At 67.1% G+C, this 13,924-nt stretch carries 10 protein-coding genes; 4 read left to right on the top strand and 6 right to left on the bottom strand.

Going from position 1 to position 13,924, the window contains the following annotated elements:
* Positions 1-10: 10 nt before the first annotated feature.
* The 4 genes from LPB260_RS22205 to LPB260_RS22190 all read right to left on the bottom strand — a co-directional run bounded on the left by LPB260_RS22205 (position 11) and on the right by LPB260_RS22190 (position 6,640).
* Complete coding sequence (locus LPB260_RS22205) at positions 11-613, bottom strand: DUF924 family protein (RefSeq protein ID WP_208708024.1); 603 nt, start codon at positions 611-613, stop codon at positions 11-13.
* 19 nt (positions 614-632) lie between these two features.
* Complete coding sequence (locus tag LPB260_RS22200; RefSeq protein WP_208708023.1) at positions 633-1,640, bottom strand: class 1 fructose-bisphosphatase; 1,008 nt, start codon at positions 1,638-1,640, stop codon at positions 633-635.
* Between the two features lie 114 nt (positions 1,641-1,754).
* The gene (locus LPB260_RS22195; protein ID WP_208708022.1) at positions 1,755-3,104 is read right to left on the bottom strand and encodes a DUF3999 domain-containing protein; all 1,350 of its coding nucleotides are present in this window, start codon (positions 3,102-3,104) and stop codon (positions 1,755-1,757) included.
* Positions 3,101-6,640, bottom strand: coding sequence for a DUF2339 domain-containing protein (locus tag LPB260_RS22190; RefSeq protein WP_208708021.1), 3,540 nt, complete (start codon positions 6,638-6,640; stop codon positions 3,101-3,103). Before LPB260_RS22190 ends, LPB260_RS22195 begins: the two co-directional genes overlap by 4 nt.
* Positions 6,641-6,885: 245 nt before the next feature.
* On the opposite strand from LPB260_RS22190, the gene LPB260_RS22185 reads away from it, so the two are divergent.
* Positions 6,886-7,287, top strand: coding sequence for a YkgJ family cysteine cluster protein (locus LPB260_RS22185; RefSeq protein ID WP_208708020.1), 402 nt, complete (start codon positions 6,886-6,888; stop codon positions 7,285-7,287).
* Positions 7,288-7,359: 72 nt separating this feature from the next.
* Here the strand turns inward: LPB260_RS22185 and typA are convergent, their stop codons facing one another.
* Both typA and thiI read right to left on the bottom strand, forming a co-directional pair.
* Positions 7,360-9,180 (bottom strand): translational GTPase TypA, encoded by a 1,821-nt coding sequence (typA, locus tag LPB260_RS22180; protein WP_208708019.1) that lies wholly within the window; start codon positions 9,178-9,180, stop codon positions 7,360-7,362.
* Between the two features lie 163 nt (positions 9,181-9,343).
* The gene (thiI, locus tag LPB260_RS22175) at positions 9,344-10,798 is read right to left on the bottom strand and encodes a tRNA uracil 4-sulfurtransferase ThiI (RefSeq protein WP_208708018.1); all 1,455 of its coding nucleotides are present in this window, start codon (positions 10,796-10,798) and stop codon (positions 9,344-9,346) included.
* A 327-nt stretch (positions 10,799-11,125) separates the two neighbouring features.
* On the opposite strand from thiI, the gene glnA reads away from it, so the two are divergent.
* The 3 genes from glnA (at position 11,126) to LPB260_RS22160 (ending at position 13,867) form a co-directional block, all read left to right on the top strand.
* Positions 11,126-12,532, top strand: a complete 1,407-nt coding sequence (glnA, locus tag LPB260_RS22170; protein WP_208708017.1) for a glutamate--ammonia ligase — start codon at positions 11,126-11,128, stop codon at positions 12,530-12,532.
* 160 nt (positions 12,533-12,692) lie between these two features.
* Positions 12,693-13,247: a DUF4124 domain-containing protein gene (locus LPB260_RS22165; RefSeq protein WP_208708016.1), complete on the top strand. Its 555-nt coding sequence runs from the start codon at positions 12,693-12,695 to the stop codon at positions 13,245-13,247.
* A gap of 2 nt (positions 13,248-13,249) precedes the next feature.
* On the top strand, positions 13,250-13,867 hold the full coding sequence (locus LPB260_RS22160) for a DUF4124 domain-containing protein (protein ID WP_208708015.1): 618 nt from the start codon (positions 13,250-13,252) through the stop codon (positions 13,865-13,867).
* Positions 13,868-13,924: the final 57 nt, after the last annotated feature.

Here is a 13,924-nt window from a genome sequence, read left to right as displayed (position 1 = left end):
CGGTTGGACGTCAGAAACGCGAGCCGGGTTCCTCGAGAAAGCGCAACTCTTCCTCGCTCGAGGGGCGACCGAGAATGGCGTTGCGGTGGGGGAAGCGGCCGAAGCGGGCGATGATCCGCTGATGCTGCTCGGCATAATCGAGGAAGCCGGCGAACAGCGTGCGCTCGGCGGCGGGCGCCGCATCGAGCAGTCGGCTGAAGCGCCGCAGCGCTTCGTCCTGCAGCAGCAGGTCTTCGGCGTGCTCCAGCACCAGGTAGACGAACACCCGCTGGATCGGCGCCAGCGCCGCCTCATGCGCGCCATCCAGGCGGTCCAGCACCAATTGGCGGGCGCGGGCGTCGCCGGCGAAGGCGCGGGGGCTGTCGCGATGGATCATCCGCGGCAGCTGGTCGAGCAGCAGGACCAGGGCCAGCCAGCCTTCGGCCTGCTCGGTCCAGTCGGCGAGCTCGCCGGCCAGGGCCTGTTCGACCAGGGCGCCGAAGCGCTCGCGGGCCTCGGCATCCTGGCTGTCGCGCTTGCCAAACCACAGGCCGTTACGCGCCGCGGCCACCTCCCCCGCCGTCGTCAGGGGGCCGAACCACCAATCGAGCAAGGGCTGCCAGGGTGCGCTCATCGCCGCTCCTCTCGTGGGTTTACTCCTGATGGTAGGCGGTGACGCGCTCGACTTCCTGCTTGGAACCGAGGAACACCGCCACGCGCTGGTGCAGCGAGCTGGGCTGGATGTCGAGGATGCGCTGGGTGCCGTTGGTGGCGGCGCCGCCGGCCTGCTCGATGATGAAGGACATCGGGTTGGCCTCGTACATCAGGCGCAGCTTGCCCGGCTTCTCCGGCTCGCGGGCGTCGCGCGGGTACATGAAGATGCCGCCACGGGTGAGGATGCGGTGCACGTCGGCGACCATCGAGGCGATCCAGCGCATGTTGTAGTTCTTCTCCAGCGGCCCGGTCTCGCCGGCCAGCAGCTCGGAGACGTAACGCTGCACCGGCGCCTCCCAGTGGCGCTGGTTGGACATGTTGATGGCGAATTCCTTGGTGGTCTCCGGCACCTTGATGTTGTCGTGGGTCAGCACGAAGCTGCCCAGCTCGCGGTCCAGGGTGAAGCCCTTGACGCCATTGCCCAGGGTCAGCAGCAGCATGGTCTGCGGGCCGTAGATCGCATAGCCGGCGGCGACCTGCTGGGTGCCCGGCTGGAGGAACGCGTCCTCGCCGAGATCGCCCACATCGCCGTTGCGCTCCGGACAGCGCAGCACCGAGAAGATGGTGCCGACCGAGACGTTGACGTCGATGTTCGAGGAGCCATCCAGCGGATCGAAGACCAGCAGGTAGGCACCCTTGGGGTAGCGGCCGGGAATCTGGTAGGCCTTGTCCATCTCCTCCGACGCCATGCCGGCCAGGTGGCCGCCCCACTCGTTGGCTTCCAGGAGGATCTCGTTGGACAGCACGTCGAGCTTCTTCTGCACCTCGCCCTGCACGTTCTCGGTTTCCATGCTGCCGAGCACGCCGCCCAGGGCGCCCTTGGACACCTGATGGCTGATCGCCTTGCAGGCCCGCGCCACCACTTCGATAAGGAAACGCAGATCGGCAGGGGTGTTGTGGCTGCGGGTCTGCTCGATCAGATAGCGGCTCAGGGTAACGCGGGACATGGACGGCTCCGGGAAGGAAGAAAAATCGCGCGCAGTTTACCCCTTTATCACCTTCGGCGCCTCAGCAGCTGGATAGAAGGGCCCTGGGCTCGGCGCAAGGGCGGGCCATGTGCCTCAAGCCTCAGGCGCTTTGCGCAGCAGGCTCACGGCCATCAGCGCCAGCACGGCCACCCCCAGCAGCAGCACGGCCCAGAGCCCCCAGCGCTGCCAGTCGACCGTGCCGTCGGCCGGCGAGGCGGCCTGCGGCGTAGCGCCCGGCGACACCTCGGCCACGCCGAGCTGCGCCAGGCGCTCCGGGCGATAACCGGGGATCAGGGCCTGCACGGGCAAGGCGGCGGACAGCGCATCCGGGTTGCCCAGGGCCAGTCGATAGGGCGGGCTGCCGCGCAGGAGGAACACCAGCCGGGTGGCGCGCACGCCGACTTGCAGGCGTGGCTCGGGGGCGAGCCCGCCACCGCGTTGGTCGACCTGCAGGCGCAGCTGCTGCACAGTGAGCCCGGCCAGGGCCAGCTCATCCTGGCGCAACTCCCCGCCCTGCTCCGGCATGTGATAGAGCAGGCCGCCGCCCAGGGGGCGCCAGCGCCCCTGGGCGCCGCCCCGACCACTGACCTGGACAGGCACCAGACGGTTGTCCGTCCCCAGTTCGAGCCTGATCCTCTGCACCGGCAGCGCCAGCGGCAAACGCCACTGGTAGGCGCCGTCCGCGGCGCGATCCGCCGGCATCGGCTCGGACCACACCAGGGGCAGCGACAGGCTGTCATGGGGACGACTGAACAGCCGCGCGGCGATCAGCTGGGGGGCCTGCTGCGGGCTCTCCCACAGCAGGCGCAGGTAGCGGGCGCGGCGCCCCGGTAACTCGACCTGGCGCTGCTCGATGTACTCGTTGGCGAACGACAGGCGCGCCAGCTGGCCGTGCCCCCAGGATCTCCAGCTGCGCAGGTCGTCGCTGGCCTCGATGCGAAAGCGCTGGAAGCCCTCCTGGTCGCTGCTCCAGTCCAACGTCAGGCGCACCAGCGGCTGCTCCACGGCGCTGGCGTCGAGCAGCCAGCCGCGCAAGCTGGCCGGAGACGGCGCAGCATCCGCCTCCAGCAATTCGATCAGCGTGCCACTGGCGCTGCGCTCCACCCGCAGGCCGGGCAACCCGGCCTCGCCTTCGCCCTCGGCGTACAGCGGGAACCAGCGCACGTCCTGCTCATCCAGGCGTTCCTCGTGCGGGCTGCGCACCAGCGCATAGGCCAGCGCCTCGCCTTCGCCGTTGAACACCCGCAGGTCGCGCAGGTCGCCGTGGCGGGCGGCGAGGTGGGCGGCCATGGGTAGCTCCAGGCGATACCAGGGGCCCTCGCCATTCAGCTGCAAGGGCAGATGCCAGGTGTAGTCGGCGGGATGCTCCGCCGCCGCGGCGGCGAGGCTGCACAGCAGCCCGCTGAGCAGCAGCCAGGCGCCTGGTCGAGTTTTCGTGTTCATGCCTGCTCCTGTTCCATCGGCGCCTCTTCATCGCGCCTGGCCGGTGGCAAGGGGGCGAAGTAGCCGACCACCAGCAGCAGCACCCCGACCCCGATAAACGACACGATGCGCTCCAGCCCACCGCGATTGCCCAGTTCGACGAAGAACAGCTTGGCCACCACCACGGCGATCAGCGCCGCGCCGACCAGCCACAGCTCGCGGCGCCGGCGCAGATGACCGAAGACCATCAGCGGCAGGGCGATCAGGGTCCAGACGATGGACAGCCCGGCCTGCACCAGCATCGAATCGAGCAGCGGCTGCAGGCGGTAGGGCACGCCGCCCCAGTGGTGGGCCGTGCGCATCACCATGGCGGTGCACAGGGCAAACAGCGAGGCGCCGACCAGCACCAGGATCAGCCGGCGCCCGGGCAGGCCCTGCACACCCAGCTGCGGCAGGTTCGCCGACGACCAGAGGTACAAGGCGCCGAGGGTGAACAGCAGGCCCAGCTCCAGCGGGTTGAGCAGCGGCAGATAGGGCAGCGGCGCGGCGTCACCGGCGCTGAGGGCGTTGGCCAGCCAGAACCAGGCGAGCATCAGCAGGGCCAGCGGCAGCGCCGCCAGCACCTGGTACTCGCGGGGATACTCCGCCAGCGGCCAGGGCCGGCTGCGCGGGGTCGCCATCAGACACAGGTAGACACTCGGCAGCAGCGCCCAGCCGAGCCAGCGCCAGGCGTTGTAGTGCGTGGCCAGGGCGAGGAACTGGTACCGCAGCTCCAGGGCGATGACCGTCAGCAGCAGCCAGCAGCCGAGTACGTGGGCGGCGCTGCGGGCGCCGGCCGGCAGCAGCGGAGCCAGGCGCCGCAGCAGCCAGAAATGCACGGCGAACAGCGCCGCCCAGGCCAGCCAGCCGAATTGCGCCGACGGCTGGTAGCGCAGGTTCCAGGCCTGCAGCAGCACGGCCGCCGCCACCGGCATCAGCAGGCAGCAGAGCAGCGCCAGCTCTGGCCAGTGTTTGCGCCGGGCCAGCGCCCCGGCCAGCAGCGCGCCGAGCGCCGCCGCCAGCAGCAGGGCCGTGTCCTGCAGCGCGGCACCGGCGACGAAGCGCAGCACTTCGCCGGCCAGGGCCAGCCCGAGCCAGGCCACGCCCCACACCAGCGACAGCTGGGCCAGCGGCACGCCAAGCCGCTCCAGGAGCGGCGACGCCTCCGCGGCCAGCGCCTGCAGGCGCCAGGCGGCGAACAACGCGGCCGCCGCCAGGGCGGCCGGGGCCCAGAACTCGGCATGGGCCAGCGGTCGCACTCCGTCCGCGCCGCCCTGCACCAGCAGCAACGTGGAGGCGACAAGCAGGGCCAGGCCGGCCGCGATCTGCAGCGCCAGGGCCGAGAGGTACCCGGCGCGCCGCTGCAACTGCAGGTTGAACCAGACAACCAGTAACGCGCCGGCTCCCCACAACGCGTCGCCGGGAAGGACGAAGCGCTGCATCAGCCAGAGCCAGCCGAGGCCGGCCAGCAACAGCGCAGCCCAGCCCAGCACGCGCCGCCGGCCAGCCCCCAGCGGGGCAAGCCGGACCAGGCCGAACAGCCCGGCGATCAGCATCAGGCCCAGCAGCGCCGAGCCCAGCGTTACGCCGCCAACAGCGTTGGCACCAGCCAGGTGCAGCAGCGCCAGCAGGCCGCCGAGCAGTTGCACGGAGCAGGCCGCGAGCAGCAGCGCGCGCTCATGCAGGCGCAGGCCGAGCAGCAGGGTCAGCAACCCCGCGATCGCCCAGACGATGACCGTGCCGGCAGCGGCGAAGCTCAACGGCGCCATCAGGTAGAAGAAGGCCAACCCGCTGCAGGCCAGCAGTGGCAGGGCGCGGCGCTCCCAGCGACTGCTCGCGTCCGCCGGCGCCTGGCGCAGCTGCCAGGCACTGAACGACAGCGCCACGCCGAGCAAGAGCGCGCCCAGCACCGCGCCGCTCAGCAGGCTGTCGTGACCGTCGCGCAGCTCGCCCAGGTAGGCCAGCGCCGCGCCGCCCTGCAGCAACAGGGCGAAGGCCCGCGCCAGGCCACGACGCTGGTGCAGCCCCAGCCAGTAGACGCCGGCGCCCTCCACCGCCCAGGCCGCCGAGGTCCAGCGGGCATCCAGGCCCAGGGGAATGGCCAGGCTGGCGAACACCACGCCCAGGGCCAGGCAGGTCTCCACTAGCAGCAGCGCCCGGCCGGCGGTGCGTCCGGCCAGCAGGCGGGCCAGCGCCAGGTACAGCACGCCCAGGCCCAGGGCGCTGAAGGCCGCGGCGAACTCGAGGTGCTGCACCAGGGCGAACTGCAGGCCGAAGCCGACCAGCGGCGGGCCGAGCAATACGGTGGCGTCGATGTAGTCACCCTGCCCTGCCGACCAGCGCAGCAGCTCGCCACGCCCGGTTGGCGCCTGCGCCGCCTCGCGCAACTTGCGCCGGGCGAACAGCAGGCCGATCGCCAGGTACATCAGGAAGAACAGCCACAGGAAGGGCGCGGTGCTCCACAGCAGCTCCGGGGTATAGGCGCGCAGGCCCCAGGCCAGGCCGATGCTGAAGGTGCCGACGAAGCCGATCAGGTTGAGCAGGCGCCAGGCCTTGAACCAGGCGATGGCGAAGATACCGGCGTTGAGCAGGGCGAAGTAGCTGAACAGCGCCACATGGTCGCCGCTGCCGGTGGAGGTGAGGATGGGCGCGGCGAACCCGCCGAGGGCCGCCGCGGCAGCCAGGCCCAGGGCATTCTGCGCCACCGCGAGGATCGCCGAGGAACAGGTCACCAGCACCAGCAGGGCCAGGGCCAGGCCAGCGGGCAACAGTGGGTGCAGACGCATCGCGGCGAACACCGTGAGGTAGAGCACGCCGACCCCGGCGCCCTGCAGTATCAGGGCGTAGCCGGGATTGCGCCGGCGCAGCCACCAGCCCAGGCCGAGCAGGGCGATGGCACTGGCGGCGACCCCGGCATAGCGCAGCTCCACCGGCAGCACCAGGCCCTCGGTGGCGTAGCGCAGGAGGAAGGCCAGGCCGAGGAACAGCAGCAGCACGCCGACCCGCAGCAGGGTGTTGCCGCCCAGCAGCCAGGCCTTGGCCTTGCTCAGCGCACGGGCCAGCAGCCCAGGCTCGCCTGGCGCCTGGGACCAACCGTCCGGCGCGGCGGTTTGCGCCGCCTGCTCAGGTGTCGCCAGGGCCTCGGCCGCTGACGGCACCGCGTCCGATTCAGGTCCGGCGGCGGCCTGCGGCTGGACATCCAGGCTCCAGTCCAGCTCCGTCTCGGCCGCCGCGACAGGCGCTGGCGCGGGGAATTGCGCCGCAGGCGGCGGCGCAGCCTGCACCTGGTCCCGCTCGACCTTGAGCAGGCGCTCGTGAACCGCCGCGGTGCCGCGCTCGAAGCGCGCGGCGAAAGTCTCCAGCTGCGCCGTCAGCTCGGCACTCTGCCGGGCCAGCGCCTGCAGCCTGAACGCCTGGCCCAGGCTCAGGCCCAGCACGCCACCCAACAGCGCAGCGCTCGGCGACTCGCCGACCAGAGCCCCCAGCACCACGCCGACCAGCATGAATATCCATTGCATGCAGCAGTTCCCGATTTGCTAGACAGGTTCGCCCGCTTCCCTGCTCAAAAGCCCGGTGCCCGGGGCGATGCCCCAGTATAGGGGCCGACATCCTCGTCACCCAGGGAGACGTCCAAGGATTGCATGGCAGGCACACGAACCGCACCGACGGTGCGAAAAGCCGACCAACCGGCAGAAGTTTGTTCACTTTTTCACCAGCGCCGTTATCATCGCCCGCCGCACAGCCGATACCTGCCGATAGCCCGATGAAGAACAACCTGATCGCCGCCGCCGAACTCGACCGCCTGGACACCTGGGCCAAATACACCAGCGACATGTGCCACAGCTGCATGTCCAGCTGCTGCACCCTGCCGGTGGAGGCGCGCATCGGCGACCTGATCCGCATCGGCGTGGTCGACGAGTTCGAGCGCGGCGAGCCGGCGAAGAACATCGCCAAGCGCCTGCAGAAGGAAGGCATCGTCGAGCGCTTCAACCAGAAGAGCGGGGTCTTCACCCTGGCGCGCATGAGCAACAACGACTGCTTGTACCTGGATCGCAAGTCGCGCCTGTGCACCATCTACGACAAGCGCCCGGACACCTGCCGCAACCACCCCAAGGTCGGCCCGCGCCCGGGCTACTGCGCCTACAAGCCCAAGCCGCTGCAGTAACGGCGCAGAGCAGAATAGAAAAAGCCCCCGCCGGCCTGCGCCGACGGGGGCTTTTTCATTCAACCTGACGAATCAGTTCTTGGCTTTCTTGGCAGCGCGGGTGCGCTCGCCTTCGTCCAGGATCTTCTTGCGCAGGCGGATCGACTTCGGCGTGACTTCGCACAGCTCGTCGTCCTGGATGAATTCCAGAGCCTGCTCCAGGGTGAAACGAACCGGCGGCACCAGCGCGATGGTTTCGTCTTTACCGGAAGCACGCATGTTGTCGAGCTTCTTGCCCTTGGTGGGGTTCACGCCCAGGTCGTTGTCGCGGCTGTTCAGACCGACGATCTGACCGTTGTAGATTTCCTGGCCGTGCTCGACGAACAGCTTGCCGCGTGCCTGCAGGGTTTCCAGAGAATAGGTCAGGGCCTTGCCGGTATCGATCGAAACCAGTACGCCGTTCTGACGGCCGGACATGTGGCCGGACTTCATGGTGTCGTAACGGTCGAAGATCGAGGTCAGGATGCCGGCACCGTTGGTCAGGGTCAGGAACTGGTTACGGAAACCGATCAGACCGCGAGCCGGGATGTTGTACTCCAGGCGAACACGACCCTTGCCGTCCGGCACCATGTTGCTCAGGTCGCCCTTGCGCAGGCCCATTTCTTCCATGACCTTGCCCTGAGCCTCTTCCGGGATGTCGATGGTGACGTTCTCGAACGGCTCCTGCTTGACCCCGTCGACTTCACGGATGATCACTTCCGGACGGCCTACGCCCATCTCGAAGCCTTCGCGGCGCATGTTCTCGATCAGTACCGACAGGTGCAGCTCACCACGGCCGGAGACCTTGAACTTGTCGGCCGAGTCGCCCTCTTCGACGCGCAGGGCCACGTTGTACAGCAGCTCCTTGTCCAGACGCTCCTTGATGTTACGGCTGGTGACGAACTTGCCTTCCTTGCCACAGAACGGCGAATCGTTGACCTGGAAAGTCATGGAAACGGTCGGCTCGTCGACGGTCAGCGGCTTCATCGCTTCGACGTTGTTGATGTCACACAGGGTGTCGGAGATGAACAGCTCGTCCATGCCGCTGATGCAGACGATGTCGCCAGCGGTGGCTTCTTCGACGTCCACACGGTGCAGGCCGTGGTGGCCCATCAGCTTGAGGATACGGCCGTTGCGCTTCTTGCCTTCGGTGTCGATGGCGACGACCGGGGTGTTCGGCTTGACGCGACCGCGGGCGATACGGCCAACGCCGATGATGCCCAGGAAGCTGTTGTAGTCCAGTGCCGAGATTTGCATCTGGAACGGGCCGTCAACGTCGACCTTGGGAGCCGGTACGTGGTCGACGATGGCCTGGTACAGCGGGGTCATGTCTTCGGCCATGGCGGTGTGATCCAGACCGGCGATGCCGTTCAGGGCCGAGGCGTAGACGACCTGGAAGTCGAGCTGCTCTTCGGTAGCGCCGAGGTTGTCGAACAGGTCGAAGATCTGATCCAGCACCCAGTCGGGACGCGCGCCCGGACGGTCGACCTTGTTGATCACCACGATCGGCTTCAGGCCGGCTTCGAAGGCCTTCTTGGTCACGAAGCGGGTTTGCGGCATCGGGCCGTCTTGGGCGTCGACCAGCAGCAGTACCGAGTCGACCATCGACATCACGCGCTCTACTTCACCGCCGAAGTCGGCGTGGCCGGGGGTGTCGACGATGTTGATGCGGTAGTCGTTCCAACGGATGGCGGTGTTCTTCGCCAGGATGGTAATGCCGCGTTCCTTTTCCTGGTCGTTGGAGTCCATCACGCGCTCGTCGTTGAGCTCGCCGCGCTCCAGGGTGCCGGACTGACGCAGGAGTTTGTCTACCAGGGTGGTCTTACCATGGTCGACGTGGGCAATGATGGCGATGTTACGTAGATTTTCGATCACTTTTGTATCTCGATCAGAGGATTCGGTGTGCCGCGAAGTCTAGGCGGCGGAGATTAACTGATTGCGAATTCAGCCAGGCGGTGCAAAGACCTGGCGGCAGCTTCAGGCTGCCTCGCGGTCGGGGGGGCGATGGCGGATGCTGCCGCCATTCAGCCCTGGGGTCCTATGCCGGACGATAAACGCGCACATTGGCATGCCCCTCGCTCAGCAGGTGGTGGGCATGCAGGCGGCTCATCACCCCCTTGTCGCAATACAGCAGGTACTGGCGGGTCTCATCCAGCTCCTTGAACTTGCTGTTCAGGGCATAGAAGGGCAGCGCCTGCACCTCGATGCCGGGCAGCTCCAGCGGCTCGTCGTCGACGGCGTCGGGGTGGCGGATGTCGATCACCACATGGCCGGCCAGGGCCTCGTCGACTTCCTCGACCTGCACGTCCTTGCCGAGCTCGTCGATCACCTTGTCGATCGGCAGCAGGGTGGCGCGCTCTAGGGCGCGCTCGAGAATCGCCATGTCGAAGTGCGATTCCTCGTAGGCGATGCGCTCGGGCTTGGCCTTGGTGGTCGGGTTGACCGAGATCACCCCGCAGTATTCGGGCATGTGCTTGGCGAACTCGGCGGTGCCGATGGCGTAGGCGGTGTCGATGATGTCCTGCTTGTGGCTGGCGATCAGCGGGCGCAGCACCAGCTTGTCGGTGGCCGAGTCGATCACCGTGAGGTTCGGCAACGTCTGGCTGGACACCTGGGAAATCGCCTCGCCGGTGACCAGGGCATCGATCTGCAGACGCTCGGCCATGCGCGTGGAGGCCCGCAGCATCATGCGCTTGAGGATCACGCCCATCTGGCTGTTGTCGACCTTGCCGAGGATCTCGGCCAGCACTTCCTCGAACGGCACGCTGATGAACAGCACGCGCTGCGAGCGGCCGAACTTCTGCCACAGGTAGTGGGCCACTTCCATCACCCCCAGCTCGTGGGCGCGGCCGCCGAGGTTGAAGAAGCAGAAATGGGCGACCAGGCCGCGGCGCATCATCTGGTAGGCGGCGACGGTGGAGTCGAAGCCACCGGACATCAGCACCAGGGTCTGCTCCAGCGAACCCAGCGGATAGCCGCCCAGGCCGTCGTGCTGGCGATGGACGATGAACAGGCGCTGGTCGCGGATCTCCATGCGCACCTCGACCTCGGGCTTCTTCAGGTCGATGCCGGCGGCGCCGCACTGCTGGCGCAGCTGGCTGCCGACATAGCGCTCGATGTCCATCGAAGTGAACGCGTGCTTGCCGCCGCGCTTGCAGCGCACGGCGAAGACCTTGCCCGGCAGCTGGTCGGCGAAATGGGTCTTGCACTTGTCCAGCACGTCGTCGAAATCGCCCAGGGGGTACTCGTGGACCTCGAGGAAGTGGATCAGCCCCGGGGTGCAGCGCAGGCGTTCGATCATCTCCTGCAGCACCTTCGGCTCGGCGATCGCGGTTTCCACCTCGAGGTTGTCCCACACACCGCTGACCTGCAGCTGCGGATCGAGATCGCGCAGCACGGTACGGATGTTCTTGGCCAGCTGGCGGATGAAATGCTTGCGCACCGGCCGGCTCTTGATGGTGATTTCGGGGAAAACTTTAACGATCAGTTTCATGAAAACAGTGCGTGCCGGGGCAGCCGAAAAACAGGGGCGCGGATTATAGCGGAAATTGTTCAAGCTTTGATCAAAAATCCCACTCACCTGCCATAGCGCACCATTATTGTGCGAAGGATAAATTTACCGCTCTATATTGGTGCAAAAAATACCGCGATCTCGCCGCGCAGCCCGCGCCACTGCTGAGTTTCAGGCTTTACGCCCATTCCGGGGCACTGGCATGCAATTTGCTCCCTTGTGAGGCAGGTTGTCCTGGCCGACTATCGCGCCGGGCTTCATCGAACTATTGAGGGCTCGCATCCGAGCCTTATCCATCTGGAGGACAGCATGTCGAAGTCGATTCAACTGATTAAAGAACACGACGTGAAGTGGGTTGACCTGCGCTTCACCGACACCAAGGGCAAGCAGCACCACGTCACCATGCCGGCTCGCGACGCCCTGGACGAAGACTTCTTCGAGCACGGCAAGATGTTCGACGGTTCCTCCATCCATGGCTGGAAGGGCATCGAAGCCTCCGACATGATCCTGATGCCGGTCGACGAGACCGCCGTCCTGGACCCGTTCACCGAAGAGCCGACCCTGATCCTGGTCTGCGACATCGTCGAGCCGAGCACCATGCAGGGCTACGACCGCGACCCGCGCTCCATCGCCAAGCGCGCCGAGGAATTCCTCAAGACCACCGGCATCGGTGACACCGTATTCGTCGGCCCGGAGCCTGAGTTCTTCATCTTCGACGAAGTGAAGTTCAAGTCCGACATCTCCGGCTCGATGTTCAAGATCTACTCCGAGCAGGGCTCGTGGATGACCGACCAGGACGTCGAAGGCGGCAACAAGGGCCACCGCCCGGCCGTCAAGGGCGGTTACTTCCCGGTTCCGCCGTGCGACCACGACCACGAAATCCGTACCGCCATGTGTAACGCCATGGAAGAAATGGGCCTGGTCGTCGAAGTACACCACCACGAAGTGGCCACTGCCGGACAGAACGAAATCGGCGTGAAGTTCAACACCCTGGTCGCCAAGGCTGACGAAGTTCAGACCCTGAAGTACTGCGTGCACAACGTCGCCGACGCCTACGGCAAGACCGCCACCTTCATGCCGAAGCCGCTGTACGGCGACAACGGCTCGGGCATGCACGTGCACATGTCCATCTCCAAAGATGGCAAGAACACCTTCTCCGGCGAAGGCTATGCCGGCCTGTCCGACACCGCCCTGTACTTCATCGGCGGCATCATCAAGCACGGCAAGGCGCTGAACGGCTTCACCAACCCGTCGACCAACTCCTACAAGCGTCTGGTCCCGGGCTTCGAAGCGCCGGTGATGCTGGCCTACTCGGCACGCAACCGCTCCGCCTCGATCCGCATCCCCTATGTGTCGAGCCCGAAGGCCCGCCGCATCGAGGCGCGCTTCCCGGACCCGGCTGCCAACCCGTACCTGTGCTTCGCCGCCCTGCTGATGGCCGGCCTGGACGGTATCCAGAACAAGATCCACCCTGGCGATGCGGCCGACAAGAACCTGTACGACCTGCCGCCGGAAGAAGGCAAGCTGATCCCGCAGGTGTGCGGCAGCCTGAAGGAGGCCCTGGAAGAGCTGGACAAGGGCCGCGCGTTCCTGACCAAGGGCGGCGTATTCTCCGACGACTTCATCGATGCCTACATCGAGCTGAAGAGCGAAGAAGAGATCAAGGTGCGCACCTTCGTGCACCCGCTGGAATACGACCTGTACTACAGCGTCTAAAACCGCTGCGCGCCGCTCCGGCGGCGTGACGCACAAGGCCCCGCCCGGCTCAGCCGGCGGGGCCTTTTTTGTGGCCGACAGTCACAGGGCCGCGCGGCCGCGCTTGCCAGCGCGCCCCAGCGGTGCAAGGCTTAGCTGCACGATACCCGGGAGAATGGCCATGCGCCGGATGCTCACCTGCCTGCTGCTGTACCTGCCCCTGCTGGCCAGTGCACAGATCTACAAGTACACCGATGCCAAGGGCAATACGGTCTTCACCAACCAGCCGCCGGACGGCAGCGCCGCACAGAGCGTCGAACTGCCGCCGACCAACACCGTGAACATGCAACAGCCGCAGGCGACGCCCACCGGCAGCGCCGGCGCCGAGGTCAATGCCGCGCCGCCCTACAACACCCTCAAGTTGACCGGCCTGCCCGACGACGAGGCGCTGCGCGCCAACAACGGCACCTTCAGCGTCGGGGTGGCGCTGTCGCCGCGCCTGGCCGCCTCCCATCGCCTGCGCCTGCTGCTGGACGGCCAACCGTACGGCCAGCCGAGCAACGTGCCGCGCCTGCAGCTGACCAACGTCGACCGTGGCGAGCACAGCCTGGCGGTCGAGGTACTCAGCGGCGGCAAGCCGATCCAGCAAAGCGACGCGGTCACCTTTACCGTACAGCGGGTGCATACCAGTAGCCCGGCCCTGCGCCCACCTCCTCCGCCCAAGCCTGCGCCCTGACCATGAGAATCGCCCTGCTCTGCCTGAGCCTGCTCTGCTGCCTGCCGCTGCAGGCGGACGTCTACACCTATATAGATGCCGAGGGTAACCGGGTCTTCACCGACCGCCCCGGAACCGGCAATGCCCAGCGCATCCAGCTGGCACCCTCCAACAGCATGCCCGCGACCGCCCCCGCGCCGCCGCCCGTGAACGCGCCGAGCGCGCCCCAGGCGCCGGCCTATCAGCTGCTGCGCATCCTGGTGCCGCAACCCGATGCGACCATCCGCGACAGCGCCGGCAACCTGATCGTCACCGCCAGCAGCGACCCGGCCCTGCTCCCAGGCCACAGCTACCGCCTGCTGCTGGACGGCGAACCGCTGGGCGAGCCAAGCCGCAGCCCGGTCTTTCCCCTGGAGAACATCGACCGCGGCACCCACCAGCTGGCGGTGGAAATCATCGACGCGCAGGGCCGCACCCTCGAGCGCACCCCGAGTCAACCCTTCCACATGCTGCGCATCTCCCTGGCGCAGAAGCGCATGGTGCGGCCGTGCCAGAAAGACGATTACGGCGTGCGCCCGGAGTGTCCGTTGAAGGACAAACCGCCGGAGAAGAAAGACATCCCGTTGATCCCCTTCATCTGACCCTCAATGCCGGCGCACCATATCGGTGCGCCGCCGCCACTCCCTTCCTATACTCTC

This window comes from Pseudomonas sp. LPB0260 (assembly GCF_013388395.1).
The sequence above is the reverse complement of the archived record's forward strand: the minus strand, read 5'-3'. Positions and strand labels throughout refer to the sequence as shown.